This is a genomic window from Borborobacter xinjiangensis (assembly GCF_047739745.1).
In the GTDB taxonomy this organism is placed as follows: domain Bacteria; phylum Pseudomonadota; class Alphaproteobacteria; order Rhizobiales; family Rhizobiaceae; genus Pseudaminobacter.
Genome location: NZ_JBLLVA010000014.1, coordinates 46,046 through 64,796 on the forward strand (window position 1 = coordinate 46,046; position 18,751 = coordinate 64,796).

Genomic DNA, 18,751 nt, shown 5'->3' on the forward strand with positions numbered 1-18,751 from the left:
ATCGGCAAATGGACGGAAACCCGCTCTGCTAGAGGCGCTTTTTAGAATCATCGGAAAGGTTGAACGCACATGAAAGTTCTCGTGCCCGTCAAGCGGGTTGTCGACTACAACGTGAAGATCCGTGTGAAGTCGGACGGCTCGGGCGTCGAACTGGCGAATGTGAAGATGTCGATGAACCCGTTCGACGAGATCGCGGTGGAGGAGGCGATCCGGCTGAAGGAGGCCGGCAAGGTCGAGGAGATCGTGGTGGTGTCGATCGGCCCGGCGCAGGCGGCCGAGACGCTGCGCACCGCGCTCGCCATGGGTGCCGACCGCGCCATCCTGGTCAAGACCGAGGGCGAGACCGAGCCGCTCGGCGTCGCCAAGGTGCTGAAGGGCGTGGTCGAGGCCGAGCAGCCCGGCCTGGTCATCCTCGGCAAGCAGGCGATCGACGACGACGCCAACCAGACCGGGCAGATGCTGGCGGCGCTGCTCGGCTGGAGCCAGGGCACCTTCGCCTCCAAGGTCGAGATCGAGGGCGACACCGCCAAGGTGACGCGCGAGGTCGATGGCGGGCTGCAGACGGTGAAGCTGAAGATGCCGGCGATCGTCACCACCGACCTGCGCCTCAACCAGCCGCGCTATGCTTCGCTGCCCAACATCATGAAGGCCAAGAAGAAGCCGCTCGACGAGAAGACGGCCGCCGATTTCGGCGCCGACGTGACGCCGCGGCTCAAGGTGCTGAAGACCGAGGAGCCGGGCGGCCGCAAGGCGGGCGTCAAGGTCAAGGACGTCGCCGAGCTGGTCGACAAGCTCAGGAACGAAGCCGGCGTGCTTTGAGATCCTACCCTCCCCCCTTGAGGGGAGGGTCGTGCCGCAGGCGCGGGGTGGGGGTCAGGATCAACGTCTCGACCCTTCCATCCCCACCCCGGTTCTCTGCTTTGCTTGCGCAAAGCGCCCACCGGCCCTCCCCACAAGGGAGAGGTCATTGGCTGCGGCGCTGCGCAGAATCGAAAGGACAAAAGACATGGCAATTCTCCTCATCGCCGAACACGACAACGCCTCGCTCTCCGAGCAGACGGCCAAGGCGCTCACCGCCGCGCTCCAGATCGGCCCGGACGTCGACATCCTGGTCGCCGGCAAGGGCGCCAGGGGCGCGGCCGAAGCCGCGTCGAAGCTGAAGGGCGCCCGCAAGGTGCTGCTCGCCGAGGCCGACGAACTCGAACAGCGCCTGGCCGAGCCGCTCGCCGCGCTGGTGGTGTCGCTCGCCGGCAATTACGACACGATCGTCGCGCCGGCGACCGCCAGCGGCAAGAACGTCGCCCCGCGCGTGGCCGCCCTCCTCGACGTGGCGCAGATCTCGGAGATCATCGAAGTGGTGAGCCCCGACACCTTCAAGCGCCCGATCTATGCCGGCAACGCCATCCAGACCGTGCAGTCGGGCGAGGCCAGGAAGGTCGTCACCGTGCGCACCGCCTCCTTCCAGGCGGCGGGCGAAGGCGGCTCGGCCGCGATCGAGACCGTCGCCCCCGCCGCCAATCCGGGCCTTTCCACCTTTGTGGAAAACAAACTGTCGGGCAGCGACCGGCCGGAACTGACCTCGGCGAAGATCATCATCTCGGGCGGCCGCGCGCTCGGCTCCTCGGAGAAGTTCCAGGAGGTCATCCTGCCCGTCGCCGACAAGCTCGGCGCCGCGATTGGCGCCAGCCGCGCCGCCGTCGACGCCGGCTACGCGCCGAACGACTGGCAGGTCGGCCAGACCGGCAAGGTGGTGGCGCCCGACCTCTACATCGCCTGCGGCATCTCCGGCGCCATCCAGCATCTGGCCGGCATGAAGGATAGCAAGGTCATCGTCGCCATCAACAAGGACGAAGAGGCCCCGATCTTCCAGGTCGCCGACTACGGCATCGTCGGCGACCTCTTCACCATCCTGCCGGATCTCGAAAAGGCGCTTTGACGCACTTACGCCGAACGTACTAATATCGTGGGGGCCGGGGTAGACGAGACTACCCCGGCCCTTTAGTTTGCGGCGCACAATGAGTTGGCACAAAGCCTTTGACGGGATCGATGGAATGAGCACGTTGGAGACGATCGGCATTGTCGGTGCGGGCCAGATGGGCGGCGGCATTGCCCATGTTGCGGCCCTGGCGGGTTACAAGGTGCTGCTCTACGATATTTCCGGCGAGAGCATCCAGAAGGGCATGGCCACGATCAGCGGCAACATGGCCCGACAGGTGGGTGCTGGAAAGCTCGATGAAGCCCTTCGCCAAAAGGCACTGGGACGCATCACGGCCGCGCCCGAAATGACCGACCTCGCCGGAGCCGATCTGGTGATCGAGGCAGCCACCGAGGATGAGACGATCAAGCGCAAGATCTATGCGCAGCTTTGTCCGCAACTCAATCCCGAAGCGATCCTCGCCACCAACACCTCTTCGATCTCGATTACGCGGCTTGCGGCACAGACCGATCGGCCGGAGCGTTTCATCGGCATTCATTTCATGAATCCGGTGCCTGTGATGAAGCTGGTCGAACTCGTGCGTGGCATCGCCACCGAGAACTCGACCTTCGAGACCGCCAAGAACTTCGTCCATTCTCTGGAAAAGACGATCACCGTCTCGGAAGATTTCCCGGCCTTCATCGTCAACCGCATATTGCTGCCGATGATCAACGAGGCGATCTATACGCTTTACGAAGGTGTCGGCACGGTCGAGGCCATCGACACGGCGATGAAACTCGGCGCCAACCATCCGATGGGACCACTGCAGCTCGCCGATTTCATCGGGCTCGACACCTGTCTGTCGATCATGCAGGTGCTGCATGACGGCCTGTCGGATTCGAAATATCGCCCCTGCCCGCTTCTGGTGAAATATGTCGAGGCCGGCTGGCTCGGCCGCAAGACCGGACGCGGCTTCTACGACTATCGCGGCGAGCATCCGGTGCCGACCCGCTGATACGCGGATCGGCACTTTCGGCTGAAATTCTGTCCGGTCGATTCAGGCAGCCCGCAGGTCTTCCCTTGGCCGTATGTTCTGGTTCATGCGGAACAGGTTCAGCGGGTCGTAGCGCTGCTTTATTTCCACAAGCCGCGCGAAATTGCCGGCATAAGCCGCTTCGACGCGGTCGACCTCGTCTTCCGGCATGAAGTTGATATAGGCCGTTCCGATCGCGTGGGGCTTGGCCGCCTCATAGAGACCGCGCGCCCATCCGCTGCATGCCTGATCCATTTCCGGTTCGCGCCAGCGCGCATGGACGTTCATGACAAAATGGGAGCTGCGCTGCGGAAACGCCGTGGCATCGGCTGGCACCTGGCCGGCAACGCCGCCGACATGGCCGATGAAAATCTCGCACTCCGGTCCCGGCAGCCTCCCTATCGCCTCGATTAGAATTCCGATGGTGGCATCGGTAAGCTCGGCGAAATCGTGGCTCTTCCAGTAGTTGCGAGCTCCCGGCGCAAGCAACGGATCGAAGGCTTGCTGCCAGCCGGTGAACGGATGCGGCGCGACGACATCGGCGATCGGCTTGCCGATGGCGCGCAGCCTCGCGGTTGCCTCCTCACCCGCCTGTATGTTGCCGCAATAGCACATGGCGAGGACCAACACCTCCTTGCCGTGCCACTCGGCCGGGAGGAAGGGCAGCGGCGGCGCCTGCCGCATGACCGCCCAGCAGGTCAGTTCGTCGGGCGCCGCTTCGAGCGCCTCGCGATATTGCCGCAAGACGGTTTCCGCTTCCGCGAACGGATGGACGACCAGCCCCGAAAGCACCTGCGGTCCTACCTTGTGAAGTCGGAACTCGAAGGAAGTAACGACCCCGAAATTGCCGCCGCCGCCGCGCAATGCCCAGAAGAGATCGGGGTTTTCGGTCGCGCTCGCCCGCACCAGCTCGCCATCGGCGGTCACGACATCCGCCGAAAGCAGATTGTCGATCGTCAGGCCGAACTTGCGCGTCAGCCAGCCGAAGCCGCCGCCGAGCGTCAGACCGGCGATACCGGTGGTCGAGTTGATCCCTGTCGGCACTGCCAGCGCGAAGGCCTGAGTTTCCTTGTCGACATCGGCCAGCGTTGCTCCCGGCTCTACCCACGCCCGCCTTGCCGCCACATCTACCCGCACCGACTTCATCGGCGACAGATCGATCATCAGGCCGCCCCCGCAAACGGCGCTGCCGGCGATGTTGTGGCCGCCGCCACGCACCGACACGAGAAGATGGTTATCGCGCGCAAAGCGCACCGCATTCATGACATCGGAAGCGCCGGCGCAGCGCACGACAAGCCCCGGCCTGCGGTCGATCATGGCATTCCAGATGGTGCGGGCCTCGTCATAGGCGGCGTCGTTTGGCAGGAGCAAGCTGCCGCGCAATTGCGCAGGAAGCACCTCGATTGCCGCGCCGCTGACCGTTGTTCTTCCAAGTTCGAGAGTGATGAGGCTCAGATCATTCATGATTGTTCCTCCCGGTTGGTTATGAGCCTTCTCCCCACCGTCCCGAAATTGTGCGCCCGTAGCCGGCACCGCACAAGAAGAACCGAAATCGCGAACTATCCTATCCGTTTAACGGTCTGTCGAACCGAACCAAGCCAAGCCAGCATCAACCTTTACGCCGGTTTAACCCGCCCTGCTCTAATCAACCGCTTACGCATTGCGGGTCGCGAGAGGACAAGGTGGCGAAAATCGCGTTTCTCGGCACCGGCTTCGTGGCCGACTACTACATGACGACGCTGGCCAACCATCCGGAGTTGGAACTGGCCGGCGCGTTTGATCGGGATGCCGCACGGCTGAGGCAGTTCTGCTCGCACTACTCACTCACCGCCTATGACAGTGTCGATACGCTACTTGACGACAAACGCGTTACGATCATCGTCAATCTCACCACGCCGGAAAGCCATTATGAATTGTCGGCGCGGGCGCTGAGAGCCGGAAAGCACGTCTATTGCGAAAAGCCCCTGGCGATGAGCGTCGAGGATGCGCATGAGCTGGTTGCACTCGCGGAAAAGTCCGGCCTTACACTGGCGACGGCTCCCGCGAACGCGCTGAGCGCGGCACATGGCCTCGTGGCAAAGACGCTTTCGGCCGGCGGGATCGGAACGCCTCGGCTGGTTTATGCGGAGATGGAAGACGGACCGGTGTTCCGCGGCAAATGGACGACATGGCGCTCGCGCTCCGGCGCGAAATGGCCGGGCGCGCATGAGTTCGAGATCGGCTGCACCCTGGAACATTCTGGCTACGCGCTGTCATGGCTGGTGTCGCTGTTCGGCCCCGTCGAAAGCCTCACGGCGTTTTCGGCACTGACATTTCCCGACAAGGGACCAGGCACCGAAAAGCTTCGCATGGGGCCGGATTTCTCCGTAGGCTGCCTGAGCTTCAGATCAGGCGTCGTGGCTCGCCTCACCTCGGGACTTGCCGCACCCCGTGACCGTTCACTGACAATTCTGGGCGACAAAGGCACGATTACCGTGCGCGACCTCTGGGACAACCGTTCAGCCGTCCGACTCGAGCGCACGGCGGACAAGCGCAAGCTCGCTGTCCGCTTGGCCGACCAACTCGAAAATCGCCTCGGCAGTTTCCTGCCGTGGAAGCCGCAACCGGGGCGGAGATTGCCCTATCCGACCGACACGAGGCGCGAGACATTGCCGGCTTTCCCCTCGCAGATCGATTTCGCCGCCGGGATAGCGGCACAGGCCCGCGCAATCGCGGCAGGAAACAAGCCGGTGTTTTCCGGAGCCTTGGCGCTGCACATCACCGAGCTTGCGCTGGCGCTCAACAATGCGCGCGACCTGCCCCAGCCCTACCGGGTGCAAAGCACGTTCTGATCCTTACGAAGGGTCTTGCGACAGCACCTCGCCGATGATCGCCAGCACCGCCTCACTTTCGGCGAGCGGCATTGTCTCGCAAGCCGTTTCGCCGCGCTTGATCGCATCCATCACCGCGATCGCCTGAAATTGCAGGCCACCGCCCGGAAACGGGAAATGCTCTGTCTTGCGACCGGGAAAAGGCATGCGGTCGAGGAGTTTCGCGGACAGTCCGCCGCGCTGTCGTTGCGGCGCGAAATTGCGGGCGAACGGCGAATAGCTGGTCAGGCGCTGCGCCTTGAGGAACGGTGCATCGAGCCTGATCGCGCCGTTGGTGCCTTCGATCAGGAAAGAGTTGCCGCCGTCGTGGTCGAAGCCGCAGGAAAGCACTGCCTTGGCATCTGCATAATGCAGCTCGATTTCCGTGCGCCGGTCGACGCCGCTGCCGGCCGCCTGCCAACGGCCCGAAACGGCGCGCGGGCGCCCGAGAAAATGCAGCGTCAACGAAAGCGGATAGACACCGAGATCGAGTGCGGCACCCCCGCCTGAGCGCTCGAAAAAGCGGCTGTCGGCCACCTCGTCGCGATGGTAGGAAAGCTCCGCGCGAATGGAAGTGACCTTGCCGATTGCCCCGGCGATGATCTTTTCCCGGGCCCGTCTCACAGCCGGCAGGAAGCGCGTCCACATCGCTTCCATGACGAAGACCGACCGGTCCTTTGCCGCGGCAGCGATGCGGGCTGCCTCGTCGGCGGAAATTCCAAGCGGCTTCTCGACCAGGACCGGCTTACCGGCGTCGATCGCGCGCAAGGTTTGTTCGGCATGCAGTGCGTTTGGCGTGGCGATGTAGACTGCATCCACCGCAGGATCGGAAAGCAACGCGTCGAGATCCGCATAGGCCCGTTCGGCAGCGAAGGTCTTGCCGAAGGCCAAGGCTTTCTCTTGCGCGCGCGAATGGACCGCAACCAGCCGGGTACCCGGCGCATGTGCAAGATCGGCGGCAAATCCGTGCGCGATGCCGCCCGTGCCGACGATACCCCAGCCGAAAGTTTTTTCCGTCGCCGCCCCCGTCATCCCCGCTGTCGATCATCCGTCGGCAGGCAATGCCGCCTCGATCAGCCGCTTGGCATCGGCGCTCGACCATTCGGCCGGGCCGTTCATATTGGCGAGCAGGCAGCCATCGCCATCGACAAGCAGCGTCACCGGCAGGCCGAGGGCCAGCCCGCGCTTCTTGAGTCCGTTGAACAGATCGAGCGTCGACTCGCGGTAGAAGCCGAGCCCGTCTACGCCAATTTCGGAAAGGAATTTCTTCGGCTTCTCGTCGTCGCCCGTATCGACATTGATCGCGACCACTTCGAACCGGTCGCTGCCCATCTCTTTCTGAAGCGCATTGAGCGCCGGCATCTCGGCCCGGCAAGGCGCGCACCATGTCGCCCACAGGTTGACCAGCAGCGTCTTGCCGGCATGGTCGGCCAATGTCATCGGCTTGCCGTCGGGAGCATTGAAGGCAAGCTCCTTCAACGATTGCGGCGGATCGGCAGGCAGCATCGCCGCCACTTCACCGGTTGCGGCCGCACTTACCGCCTTGGCCCTTTCGGCCTTCATCTTGCACGCGGCATTGTCGGCACTGTCGTCGACCTTGGCCGTCTGCACGGGCGGCGCGCCATTGTTGCCAGAAAGGGTGATGCTGGCATATACCGCAATCGCGCCCGCAAAGGCCCCGGCCACGAGGGCCATCAGCAACAGGCGCGCGGTCGGCATGAGTTTCTTTCGATCAGCCATTCACTTTGTCTCCGGAGACCGGTTATCACGATGAGCGACAAGAAGGCCAGCAATGCGATGTGGGGCGGACGTTTTGCCTCGGGTCCGGCCGCGATCATGGAGGCGATCAACGCCTCGATCGGCTACGACAAGAAGCTTTACGCCCAGGACATTCGCGGCTCGCTCGCTCATTCGCAAATGCTGGCCGAGACAGGCATCATAGAAGAGCAGGATCAAGAAAAAATCGCTCACGGGCTGAACACGATTTTGAAAGAGATCGAAAGCGGCGCGTTCGAGTTCTCCACGCGGCTCGAAGACATCCACATGAACATCGAGGCCCGGCTGGCCGAACTGATCGGCCCCGCCGCCGGCCGCCTGCACACGGCGCGCTCGCGCAACGACCAGGTCGCCGTCGACTTCCGCCTTTGGGTGAAGGATGAGTTCCTGCGCGTCGCCGAGGCGCTGAAGGGCTTGATCGAAGCCTTCCTGACGCGCGCCGAGGAGCATGCCGCGACCGTCATGCCGGGCTTCACCCACATGCAGACGGCGCAGCCTGTCACCTTCGGCCATCATTGCATGGCATATGTGGAGATGTTCTCGCGCGACCTGTCGCGGGTCCGCGATGCGATCGAGCGCATGGACGAGAGCCCCCTCGGGGCGGCGGCACTCGCCGGCACCGGTTTTCCGATCGACCGCGAGCGCACCGCCAAGGCCCTCGGTTTTCGCGAGCCTACCCGCAATTCACTGGACAGCGTCTCGGATCGAGATTTTGCACTGGAGTTCCTCTCCGTCGCCGCGATCTCAGCAACGCATCTCTCGCGACTGGCGGAAGAAATCGTCATCTGGTCGACGCCGCAATTCGGTTTCGTGCGGCTGTCGGACTCCTTCTCCACCGGCTCCTCGATCATGCCGCAGAAGAAGAACCCGGATGCCGCCGAGCTGGTTCGCGCCAAGACCGGCCGCATCAACGGCCATTTGGTTGGGCTTCTCACTGTCATGAAGGGCCTGCCGCTGACCTATTCCAAGGACATGCAGGAGGACAAGGAGGCGGTCTTCGACGCCGCCGAAACGCTCGACCTGATGCTGGCGGCGATGACCGGCATGGTCGGAGACATGGAGATAAACGAGGCGGCCATGGCGCGCGCGGCCGGTTCCGGCTATTCGACCGCGACCGACCTCGCCGACTGGCTGGTGCGCGCGCTCGGCCTGCCCTTCCGCGAGGCGCATCATGTCACGGGCCGCGCGGTGGCGCTCGCCGAAGGCAAGAAGGTCGGACTTGAGGAACTGACGCTCGAGGATCTGCAGTCGATCCATGACGGCATCACAGCCGACATATTCTCGGTTCTGTCGGTGCAGAATTCGGTGAAAAGCCGGACATCCTATGGCGGCACCGCACCCAACGAAGTGCGCCGCCAGATCACTGCCTGGAAGAAGCGCCTCGCCAAAATGTGAACCTCGATTTGCCGGATGCATTGCGCCGGGAATTTGGTTAGAAGCAGGCAACGGATTTATCTCGGGACGGATGGCACGATGACCGCCAGCAGATTTGTCATGACGCTCTTGCTTCTGGCTGCGGCTACGGCCGTTTCGGCTTGCGGACGCAAATCGGGGCTCGACACGCCCTATCAGGCCGCCGTCGACGCGCGCAAGGAAGCCGAAAAAGCCAACGAGCCGCTGCCGCCGGAGCCCGAAAAGCCGGTGGCGGACAAGCCCTTCATCCTCGACGGCCTGATCTGATCGGATCGCTCACGTGAACCATTTCGAATACCGCGACGGCATCCTTCATGCCGAAGACGTGGCCCTGCCCGACATCGCCGCAGCCGTGGGCACGCCGTTCTATTGCTATTCCACGGCAACGCTGAGCCGGCATTTTCGCGTCTTCAGCGAAGCATTCGCAGATCTCGATGCGCTCGTCTGTTACGCGATGAAGGCCAATTCCAACCAGGCCGTGCTGAAGACACTCGCCAAGCTCGGCGCCGGCGCCGACGTGGTGTCCGAAGGCGAGCTACGGCGCGCGCTGGCTGCCGGCATCCCGGCAGACAAGATTCTCTTCTCCGGCGTCGGCAAGACGGCGCGGGAAATGGATTTGGCGTTATCGGCGGGCATATTGTGCTTCAATGTCGAGTCCGAACCCGAACTCGAATTGCTCTCGGCGCGCGCCGTAGCTGCCGGCAAAACCGCGCCCGTATCGCTGCGCATAAACCCGGACGTCGACGCCAGGACCCACCGGAAGATTTCCACCGGCAAGGCCGAAAACAAGTTCGGCATTCCCTGGCAGCGGGCGCGGGCGGTCTATGCGCGGGCCGCCGAATTGCCCGGCGTGAAAGTCACCGGCATCGACATGCATATCGGCAGCCAGATCACCGATCTGCAGCCCTTCGACGACGCGTTTGCGCTACTGGCCGAGATGGTCGGCACGCTGCGCGCCGACGGCCATGTCATCGAGCATGTCGACCTTGGCGGCGGCCTCGGCATTCCCTACCAGACGGACAACAACCCTCCCCCGCTTCCCGACGCCTATGCCGAGATCGTGCGCAAGCACGTTGCCGGGCTCGGAGCCAGGGTGATGTTCGAACCGGGCCGGCTGATCGTTGGCAATGCCGGCATATTGGTTTCGGAAGTGATCTATGTGAAGGAAGGCGACGCCAAGAACTTCCTCATCGTCGATGCGGCAATGAACGACCTGGTCCGCCCGACGCTTTACGACGCTTTCCACGACATCCGCCCGGTGGTTCAGTCGTCGCTGAATGCACCGCGCATGACCGCCGATATCGTCGGTCCGGTGTGCGAAACCGGCGACTATCTCGGCCTCGACCGCGACCTTCCCCGGCTGAAAGCAGGCGACCTTATCGCCATCGGCACGGCAGGCGCATATGGGGCGGTTCAGGCCGGCACCTACAATTCGCGCCTGCTGGTTCCGGAAGTGCTGGTCCATGGCGAGGCGTTTCACGTCATTCGTCCGCGCCAGGCCTATGAGGACCTGATCGGCCTGGATTCGCTACCGGACTGGCTCTGAGGCGCGATCACGTTTTCGCCAATGCCTCGCCTTCGCCGCGATTGTTGCTATTCTTTACTTTCAGGATGTGACATTTCGCGCGACCCGCGCAAGGACGGTCGATGACGGAACCGACACCGGTACATAGCGATAGACGTTTCGCCAGGCGCCTTGGCCGCGCCAGGCTGACGACGACCGTCGCTATGATGGTGGAGCGCTTTTGGCCGCTCGTCCTGCCGCTCGTCATCGTTGCCAGCCTGTTCGTAAGCCTGTCATGGCTCGGCCTGTTCCGTATCCTGCCGGACACTGCCCGCCTTGCCTTGATTGCGGCGCTGGGGCTTGCCGGTCTCGCCTCGCTCTACCCGCTGCGCTTCTATCGTCAGCCAACATCTTCCGAAATCGATCGGCGCATCGAGAGCGCCAATGAGATGCTGCATACGCCGGTCCTGGTACAGTCCGACCGGCCAGTCGGCAAAACCGGCGTCTTTGCGGACGCGCTTTGGCGCGAGCACCAGCGGCGCATGGCCGAAAAACTTGGCCGCATCGGCAGCGACCTGCCGCGAACGCGGGTTCCCGAGCGTGACCCCTGGGGCATTCGCGCCGGTGCCGCTCTTCTTCTCGTCACCGCTTTCGCCTTTTCCCTCGGGCCGCTTGGCGGGCGTCTCAGCGATGCGTTTGAGGCTCGCGCCGGGTTCCAGTTCGTCGCGCCGCGCGTCGATGCGTGGGTGACCCCACCTTCCTATACCGGCAAGGCGCCGATTTTCCTCACCGCCGACGCCAACCGCCAGACCGCCACCTTCACCGTGCCTCAAGGCAGCGAGGTTTCGCTGCGCGTCACCGGCGGAGCCGGCGACGAAGCGCTTTCCTTCACGGACGCCGACGGCCAAGTGCGGGATTTGGCGCCGGGCACTGCCGGCATGCCGGCAAAATCGAACACCACCTCCGTCGGCACGGCGCGGCAGTTTTCCGGCAAGCTCGATACAGATGGCGTCCTTAGCCTGAAATCCGGTGCGCGCGAGTTGCAAAGCTGGGCCTTTGCCATCATCCCCGACAAGCCTCCGACAATCCGCTTCACCGCCGAGCCGACGCGGGCGGCCAATGGCGCGCTGGAGCTCAGCTACGAAATCACCGACGATTACGGTCCCGCCTCGGCCAAGGCTGATTTCAAGCTTGCCGAGGATCAGGAGCCGGGTGCGCGGCCACTCTATGGCGCTCCGGAAATGCCGTTGAGCGTGCCACGCCGCGGCGCAGCCAATGGCGCGACCAAAATGTCGCGCGATCTCACCGAACACGCTTGGGCAGGCAGCCTGGTCAATCTCACACTCAAGGTGACTGATGGTGCCGGCCAGGAAGCGTCAAGCGAGACCAAGACGTTCCTGCTGCCTGAACGGCCCTTCACCAATCCGCTGGCCAAGGCGGTGGTGGAGCATCGCCGCATCCTGTCGCTCGACGCCAACCTCAAGCCCTATGTGCTGCAATTGATCGACGCGATCACCCTGCGGCCCGAGGACACGATCAAGAACCCGGGGCAGTTTCTTGGGCTGATGGCCGGGCGTTCGCAGTTGCAGATGGCCGGCAGCGACGATGCCCTGCGCTCCGTCGCCGACTACTTCTGGGAGATGGCGCTGGCAATCGAAGACGGCGCATTGTCGGCTGCCGAAAAGCGGCTGCGCCAGGCGCAGGAGGCTCTAAAGCAGGCGCTGGAAAACAACGCCAGCGACGAAGAGATCGATAAGCTCATGAAGGAATTGCGCGAGGCGATGGCGGATTTCCTGCGCGAATTCGCCGAGCGTGCCGCGAAAGATCCGAACCTGGCCCAGCAGATGCCTCAACAAGGACAGCAGCTCAGCCAGCGCGACCTCGAACGCATGATGGACCAGATCGAGAACCTGGCGAAATCCGGCAATCGCGATCAGGCGCGGGAATTGCTTTCGCAGTTGCAGGACATGATGAACAATCTGCAGGCGCGCCGCAATCAGCAGCCGGGCCAGAACGGCGACCAGAGCGAAATGCGCCAGCAAATGGACAAGCTCGGCGAGATCATGCGGCGTCAGCAGGAGATGATGAACGAGACGTTCCGCACCGACCGGATGCAACGCGGCGAGAACCCGGAACAAGGGCAGCAGGGCCAGCAGGGCGACCAAAACCAGCAGGGCCGCCCTATGACCCCGGAAGAATTTGCGGAGGCGCTGAAGGAACTGCAGCAGGGCCAAGGTAAGCTGCGGGAGGATCTGGAGGGTCTGACCGAGGGGCTCGAAGGCCTTGGCATCAAGCCCGGCGAGGGCTTCGGCGAGGCTGGGGAAGCGATGGGCGAGGCGGAAGGTGCCCTCGGCGAAGGCAATGGCGAACGCGCCGTCGGCGAGCAGGGTCGCGCACTCGAAGCGTTGCGCCGCGGTGCGCAGGACATGATGCAGCAAATGCAACAGGCCATGCAGGGCGAGGAGGGCACGGGCGAGCAAGGCTCGCGCCAGCAGAATTTCGAGCGAGACCCGCTCGGCCGGCCGCGCGCCACCACCGGTCCGGACTTCGGCGATTCGGTCAAGGTGCCCGACGAAATCGACGTGCAACGCGCCCGCCGCATTCTCGATGCCATCCGCAAGCGGCTTGGCAATGCGCTGAGCCCGGAACTGGAGCGCAATTATCTCGAACGTCTGCTGGAAATGCGGTAGCCGTCTCTTCCCGCCGCGTAGTCTCATGTCCCCTGCGCGGCTGCCGCATCCTTGGCGGCGTAGCGCTGAAACGCCGGTCTTGCCTGCAGCCGCTCCATATAGCTCTTGAAAGCCGGCCTATCGGGCAGGACATGCAGAATTTCCATGGCATAGTGGATACCGCTGCCGATCTGTGTGTCGGCGGCACTGAAGACGTCGCCCGCGATATAGGGACGTGAGGACAAGGCGCGATCGAGATTATCCACCATCTCGCCGAAGGATCCGTATGAATAGCCGCTGCCCATGTAGTCCGATCCGTGCGCTTTTGCCGCCACCACCGGGTCGAAGACGGAATCGGAATAGACCAGCCAGGTAAGCCAGGCCGCACGGGCTCTATCTCCGATCGAAGGTGCGAGCCCCGTCTGCGGAAAGCTGTCGGCCAGATAGATGGAGATGGCGGCGCGCTCGGTGATAACCGTGCCGTCATGGACGATAGCCGGCACCTTCTTGTTCGGCTGGATCGCTCGGTAGCTTTCAGGCGCTCCGCCGGGCGCGCGAATGTCGACGAACTCGGTTTCATAAGGCACCCCGAGTTCTTCCAGCAGCCAGTGAACGCCAGCCGAACGAGACCATGGCGCATGATAGAACTTGATCATCTGCTTCCTCCCTGAACCGAATGCCAATGGTTCAGATGTAGCAGACGGCTACTGACAGCTTTTTGTCAGGAGAAGTGGCAGGAGAGACGAATTGTTTTAAGCGTCGCCTTTGACCACGCCGACGAAGGGCAGTTCGCGAAAGGCATGGGCAACATCCATGCCATAGCCGACGACGAAGTAATCGGGACAATCGAAGCCCACATAGTCGGCGGTCAAAGCGGTTTTCCGGCGCATCCGCTTGTCCAGCAGCACCGCGACGGAGCAGCTTTTGGCGCCGCGCGACAGCATCAGATCGCGCGTGAAGGTCAACGTCTTGCCCGATTCCAGGATATCGTCGATCAGGAGCACGTCGCGGCCGGCAACCTGGTTGTCGATATCGCGCAGCACGCGCACCTCGCCGCTGGTTGTGCCGGCGCCATAACTGGAAATGAAGATGAACTCGACTTCGGGCGATAGCCCGACATCATGCATGGCGCGGATAAGATCGGCGGCGAAGATGAACGAACCCTTGAGCACCGATATGACGAGCAGGTCTTCATAGTCCCGCGCCGCGATCTCCTTGGCGAGTTCCAGATTGCGCCTGGCGATCGCGGAGGCGCTGAACAGCACCTCTATCTCCTTGCCGCGCACGATTGGCATCTTCTACTCCGCGAAGGTGACGGAAACCGTCTTCACCCCGTTTTTAGGCATCTCGAGCCGGCTCGAAAAGGCCAATCTGCCCTTGGCCACCAATGAGTGTCCCAATGTCCCCAGATTGTAGCGTGCCGTCTGCCCGTCATTTGCGGTGACGTGGATTTCGAGCGCTGGAAACGGCACGTCCGATGCACTGCCGTTGATCGCCTCGCCATCGACGAACAGGACCGGCCGCGAACCGGTATTTTCAACCCGCGACCTGACGCCGGCGATGGTGAGCGCGCCGGCCATCTGCCCGGCGTTGAAAGCCGGCTGGCGCACCAGCGCATGGCCGCCGGACACCCAGAAGGCGGCTGCGGCAAAGGCAATGCCGACACTCCAGAAGATCGGCCCACCCCGCGCACCGCGGATACGCTGCGCGGGCATCGCTCGGCGCAACATGTCCATGCCCGAAACGGCATTGTCGACAGCAGGCGCCTTATCCGCCATTTGCCCGGCATCCATGCCAGGCACGATCTCATAGTCGGCATCGAGGACATCGTCCGCCGCCGGTCGCGACCGCAAGGCGGCATCCGCTGCCTCTGTCATGATTTCGCCGGAAACCGGGCGTGCGGTGCGCTCGTCAGCCATGCCGGGTGGACCGTCTCCTCTCGTCTTCCGCCAGCTTCGGAAGTAAACGAAATTGGTTAATGCTTCCCCATTCCGGATAAACTGCACGCGGTTTACGGCAAAAATTAACCGGCGGTTAACCATGCCGGCCGATGGTCGAAATTGAAACACGTGCCGCATGACGGCCGCAGCATCCAAGGTCACCACAGTTGATTCGCTTCGAGAACGTCGGCCTGCGCTACGGAATGGGTCCGGAGATTCTCCGCGACATTTCCTTCCATATTCCAGAGCGCTCATTCCAGTTCCTGAGCGGACCTTCAGGCGCCGGCAAGACGACTCTGCTGCGCCTTCTGTTCCTGTCGCTGAAGCCGACGCGTGGGTTGATTTCGGTGTTCGGCAAGGACCGTTCGCACATAACCCGGGCCGAACTGCCGCTGATGCGCCGGCGCATCGGGGTCGTCTTCCAGGATTTTCGCCTGCTCGACCACATGACGACCTATGAGAACGTGGCGCTTCCGCTGCGCGTGCGCGGCCGCGAGGAGGCGACCTACCGCAACGACGTCACCGAACTTCTGAAGTGGGTGGGACTCGGCGAGCGCATGCATGTGCTGCCACCGGTCCTTTCGGGCGGTGAAAAGCAGCGCGTGGCAATCGCCCGCGCCCTGATCGAGCAGCCTGAGATCCTGCTTGCCGACGAGCCGACCGGCAATGTCGATCCGCCGCTGGCGCGACGATTGCTGCGCCTGTTCATAGAACTCAACCGGCTCGGAACGGCGGTGGTGATCGCCACGCACGATCTCGGCCTGATGGAACAGGTCGACGCGCGGCGCATGATCCTCACCAATGGAAGGCTCGACATCTATGATTGAGCCACTCCACGAAGAACTGGTCGAACACCCGCCCGCCGAAGCGAGGGCGCAGGTGCGCGCCGGCATCCAAAGGCTGCAGCGCACGCAACGCAAGACCGCGCCGATCGTGCCGCCGCACAACATCGCCGGCCGCGCACTCGCCTTCGTCATCGCCATCATGACCTTCCTATCCTGCCTGACGTTCGGGGCGGTCACGCTGGTGCGCGATACCGCCTCGATCTGGGAAAACCAGATCGCGCGCGAGGCGACGATCCAGATCAAGCCTGCCGACGGCCTCGACATGGACGCCGCGCTTGCAACGGCCGCACGGATCGCCGGTCAGTTTCAGGGCGTGCGCAGTGCCCGCATCGTCGATCGGGAAGCCACCGCGCGCCTGCTTGAACCGTGGCTGGGATCGGGGCTGAACATCGATGAACTGCCGGTACCGCGTCTGGTCATCGTCACCATCGATCAGGACAATCCGCCCGACTTCGCCGCCATGCGCGCACTTCTGGCGCCGGAAGTGCCGGCGGCGACACTGGACGACCATCGCACCTGGGTCGACCGGCTGGTGGCGATGGCGCGAACCATGGTCACGTTGGGTGCCGCGATCCTGGTGCTGATGCTGTCGGCAACCGTCCTGACCGTGGTCTTCGCCACGCGCGGGGCGATGGCGGGAAACCTGCACATCATCGAGGTACTGCACTTCGTCGGGGCCGAGGCCGGCTTCATCGCCAGTCAGTTCCGAAGGCACTTCCTTTTGACCGGCATGAAGGGCGCGGCAGCCGGCGGCGCAGCAGCGATAATTGTCTTCATCTTCTTTTCCTGGTGGTCGTCGCGCAACCTCGCTACGCCGGAGGCCGACCAGGCAGCGGCGCTGTTCGGCAATTTTTCGATCAGCGCCGCCGGCTATGGTGGCGTGGCGCTGGTCGTGCTGTTGATCGGCGTGCTGACCGCCGCCACGTCGCATGTAACCGTCATGACCTATCTGAAGGATATCGATGTTCGCCATCCGGACGGCAGTTGAAACTGAAGGAGCTTTCGGGAGCGATCACGAAACAAGACAAGGCGTAACACAATGTGCAGGAACTGCCGCTGTATTAGCTCCCGCTCAAGGTTAACCATAGTGCGATGAAGACGTTGGCCAAAATCGACCCAGCCGACGATTCGCCGTCGGCGGCCTTGTCTGCGGCTGGTAAAGTGAGCCGCCGGATGGTTTTTTTGCGATTTCTAGCCGTTACGGTGGTCTTGATTCTGGCGATATTTGCCGGCGGCTTCGGCTGGTTCGCAAATCACATCAGCCGCCTGACCACTCCGGAAAATCCGCCGAAGGCGGATGCCATCATCGTCTTGACCGGTGGCCAGGCGCGTATTGATGCGGCGCTCGACCTTCTTAAATCCGGCAAGGGGCAACGGCTGCTGATCAGCGGCGTCAATCCCGCCGCCGGCCGCAAATCGATTCAGGCGGCAACTGGGGCCGATACCACGCTGTTTTCGTGCTGCGTGGACATCGACCATGCCGCTCTCGATACGATCGGCAATGCCGAGGAAAGCGCCAAATGGGTGGAAAGCCACGCCTATGGCAGCGTTATTCTGGTAACCAACAATTACCACATGCCGCGCAGCCTGCTTGAAATGAGCCGCTTCATCGACAAGGCCAGCCTGTTGCCCTATCCAGTGGTGAACTCGCGCCTCGACGACGGCATCTGGATGGTCAAGCCGGATGCGCTGCGTGTGCTTTTCACCGAATACACCAAATATATCGGAGCACTTGCCCGCGCGGTGGTGCCCATCCGCTCGACGCCGGATGGGGTGGCGCTGGTCCAGGCTTCCACCAGGACGACACAGTGAGCGCCGCGGCTTTGGCGGTTTGCCTTTCGCGCCACTTGGTGTAACCAGCGCGATGGAGCATTTTGCAGCAAGTGGAATCACTTGGCGTCGCACAAATGCGGCAAAGACAGACAGATAGAGCAGGCGCGCGAGCGAATGCGAGCGCATCCTGCTCTAGTCCTCTCAGGCGTCGCCTATGATTTCGATCCGCTCGCTGATCTTCAACATCGCCTTCTATGCGAACCTGATTGTCCAGATGATCCTCTGGACGCCGTTCTATTTCCTGGCGCCACGCAGGACGGCCTGGTTCGTACCGAAATTCTGGGTTCGCACCAGCCTGTGGCTGCAGCGCAAGATCGCCTTGACCAAGAGCGAAATCACCGGCCAGCAAAACCTGCCGACCGGCTCCTACATATTGGCGCCGAAGCATCAGTCCTTCTGGGATGCCATCGCCTTTCTGCCCGACATTCCCGATGCGCTCTACATTCTCAAGCGAGAGCTTACCTGGATCCCGTTTTTCGGCTGGTATATCGCCAAGATGCGGATGATCCCGGTCGATCGCGGCAGCCGCGCCAAGGCGCTGAAGGAGGTGATCCGGGCGACCAAGGCGGAAATGGCCCGCAACAGCCGGCAATTGATCATCTATCCGGAAGGTACGCGCCGCGCGCCGGGAGCCGAACCAGCCTACAAATACGGCATCGTCGAACTCTATTCGCAACTCGGCGTACCGGTTGTCCCGGTGGCGCATATGGCCGGCCTCTACTGGCCACGCCGCAAGTTCCTGCGCTATCCCGGTACGATCAAGGCGCGCTACCTGCCCGCCATTCCGGCGGGACTGGATAAGGACGAATTCATGCGCCGGCTGATCGCGGAAACGGAGGCTGGCTGCGACGCCTTGCTGATCGAAGCGGCCCGGGCGGGCAACCCGCCGCCGCTGCCGCCGACAGCGGTCAAGCGGCTACGAGAGCTGGAGGGCGAGGCGACTGCGTCCCAGCCCCAAGGGATGCCCCGGTAAC

Annotated in this window: 18 protein-coding genes; 12 read left to right on the plus strand and 6 right to left on the minus strand. The window is 63.0% G+C overall.

What is annotated here, in order from left to right:
* Positions 1-69 precede the first annotated feature (69 nt).
* The 3 genes from ACLKMW_RS15730 (at position 70) to ACLKMW_RS15740 (ending at position 2,930) form a co-directional block, all read left to right on the plus strand.
* The gene (locus ACLKMW_RS15730; RefSeq protein ID WP_415725421.1) at positions 70-819 is read left to right on the plus strand and encodes an electron transfer flavoprotein subunit beta/FixA family protein; all 750 of its coding nucleotides are present in this window, start codon (positions 70-72) and stop codon (positions 817-819) included.
* A gap of 187 nt (positions 820-1,006) precedes the next feature.
* Entirely contained in the window at positions 1,007-1,936 is a 930-nt protein-coding gene (locus tag ACLKMW_RS15735; RefSeq protein WP_415725422.1) for an electron transfer flavoprotein subunit alpha/FixB family protein, read from the plus strand.
* A 115-nt stretch (positions 1,937-2,051) separates the two neighbouring features.
* Positions 2,052-2,930: a 3-hydroxybutyryl-CoA dehydrogenase gene (locus tag ACLKMW_RS15740; protein WP_415725423.1), complete on the plus strand. Its 879-nt coding sequence runs from the start codon at positions 2,052-2,054 to the stop codon at positions 2,928-2,930.
* Between the two features lie 42 nt (positions 2,931-2,972).
* On the opposite strand, the gene ACLKMW_RS15745 is transcribed toward ACLKMW_RS15740, so the two are convergent.
* Positions 2,973-4,412: an FAD-binding oxidoreductase gene (locus ACLKMW_RS15745; RefSeq protein WP_415725424.1), complete on the minus strand. Its 1,440-nt coding sequence runs from the start codon at positions 4,410-4,412 to the stop codon at positions 2,973-2,975.
* A gap of 266 nt (positions 4,413-4,678) precedes the next feature.
* On the opposite strand from ACLKMW_RS15745, the gene ACLKMW_RS15750 reads away from it, so the two are divergent.
* Positions 4,679-5,779: a Gfo/Idh/MocA family protein gene (locus tag ACLKMW_RS15750; protein ID WP_415725499.1), complete on the plus strand. Its 1,101-nt coding sequence runs from the start codon at positions 4,679-4,681 to the stop codon at positions 5,777-5,779.
* A 3-nt stretch (positions 5,780-5,782) separates the two neighbouring features.
* Here the strand turns inward: ACLKMW_RS15750 and ACLKMW_RS15755 are convergent, their stop codons facing one another.
* Entirely contained in the window at positions 5,783-6,829 is a 1,047-nt protein-coding gene (locus ACLKMW_RS15755; RefSeq protein ID WP_415725425.1) for a Gfo/Idh/MocA family protein, read from the minus strand.
* Between the two features lie 12 nt (positions 6,830-6,841).
* Positions 6,842-7,537 (minus strand): thiol:disulfide interchange protein TlpA, encoded by a 696-nt coding sequence (gene tlpA / locus ACLKMW_RS15760; protein WP_415725426.1) that lies wholly within the window; start codon positions 7,535-7,537, stop codon positions 6,842-6,844.
* A gap of 30 nt (positions 7,538-7,567) precedes the next feature.
* Here tlpA and argH point away from each other — a divergent pair, with 30 nt between their 5' ends.
* The 4 genes from argH (at position 7,568) to ACLKMW_RS15780 (ending at position 13,180) form a co-directional block, all read left to right on the plus strand.
* On the plus strand, positions 7,568-8,968 hold the full coding sequence (argH, locus tag ACLKMW_RS15765) for an argininosuccinate lyase (RefSeq protein ID WP_415725427.1): 1,401 nt from the start codon (positions 7,568-7,570) through the stop codon (positions 8,966-8,968).
* Between the two features lie 78 nt (positions 8,969-9,046).
* Positions 9,047-9,253, plus strand: coding sequence for a lipoprotein (locus tag ACLKMW_RS15770; protein ID WP_415725428.1), 207 nt, complete (start codon positions 9,047-9,049; stop codon positions 9,251-9,253).
* A 13-nt stretch (positions 9,254-9,266) separates the two neighbouring features.
* Positions 9,267-10,532: a diaminopimelate decarboxylase gene (gene lysA / locus ACLKMW_RS15775; RefSeq protein WP_415725429.1), complete on the plus strand. Its 1,266-nt coding sequence runs from the start codon at positions 9,267-9,269 to the stop codon at positions 10,530-10,532.
* 101 nt (positions 10,533-10,633) lie between these two features.
* Complete coding sequence (locus ACLKMW_RS15780; RefSeq protein ID WP_415725430.1) at positions 10,634-13,180, plus strand: TIGR02302 family protein; 2,547 nt, start codon at positions 10,634-10,636, stop codon at positions 13,178-13,180.
* 23 nt (positions 13,181-13,203) lie between these two features.
* On the opposite strand, the gene ACLKMW_RS15785 is transcribed toward ACLKMW_RS15780, so the two are convergent.
* The 3 genes from ACLKMW_RS15785 to ACLKMW_RS15795 form a co-directional block, all read right to left on the minus strand.
* Positions 13,204-13,815, minus strand: a complete 612-nt coding sequence (locus ACLKMW_RS15785) for a glutathione S-transferase family protein (protein ID WP_415725431.1) — start codon at positions 13,813-13,815, stop codon at positions 13,204-13,206.
* A 96-nt stretch (positions 13,816-13,911) separates the two neighbouring features.
* Positions 13,912-14,454 (minus strand): hypoxanthine phosphoribosyltransferase, encoded by a 543-nt coding sequence (hpt, locus tag ACLKMW_RS15790; RefSeq protein WP_415725432.1) that lies wholly within the window; start codon positions 14,452-14,454, stop codon positions 13,912-13,914.
* A gap of 3 nt (positions 14,455-14,457) precedes the next feature.
* A complete protein-coding gene (locus ACLKMW_RS15795; protein WP_415725433.1) occupies positions 14,458-15,078 on the minus strand; it encodes a hypothetical protein in 621 nt (206 codons plus the stop codon).
* A gap of 188 nt (positions 15,079-15,266) precedes the next feature.
* Between ACLKMW_RS15795 and ftsE the strand changes: the two genes are divergently transcribed.
* From ftsE to ACLKMW_RS15815, 4 genes are all read left to right on the plus strand, one after another.
* Positions 15,267-15,926 (plus strand): cell division ATP-binding protein FtsE, encoded by a 660-nt coding sequence (ftsE, locus tag ACLKMW_RS15800; protein ID WP_415725434.1) that lies wholly within the window; start codon positions 15,267-15,269, stop codon positions 15,924-15,926.
* Complete coding sequence (locus tag ACLKMW_RS15805; protein ID WP_415725436.1) at positions 15,919-16,932, plus strand: cell division protein FtsX; 1,014 nt, start codon at positions 15,919-15,921, stop codon at positions 16,930-16,932. Before ftsE ends, ACLKMW_RS15805 begins: the two co-directional genes overlap by 8 nt.
* A 185-nt stretch (positions 16,933-17,117) precedes the next feature.
* Positions 17,118-17,756, plus strand: a complete 639-nt coding sequence (locus ACLKMW_RS15810) for a YdcF family protein (protein ID WP_415725437.1) — start codon at positions 17,118-17,120, stop codon at positions 17,754-17,756.
* A 175-nt stretch (positions 17,757-17,931) separates the two neighbouring features.
* On the plus strand, positions 17,932-18,750 hold the full coding sequence (locus ACLKMW_RS15815) for a lysophospholipid acyltransferase family protein (RefSeq protein WP_415725438.1): 819 nt from the start codon (positions 17,932-17,934) through the stop codon (positions 18,748-18,750).
* The last annotated feature ends 1 nt before the right edge of the window (position 18,751 follow it).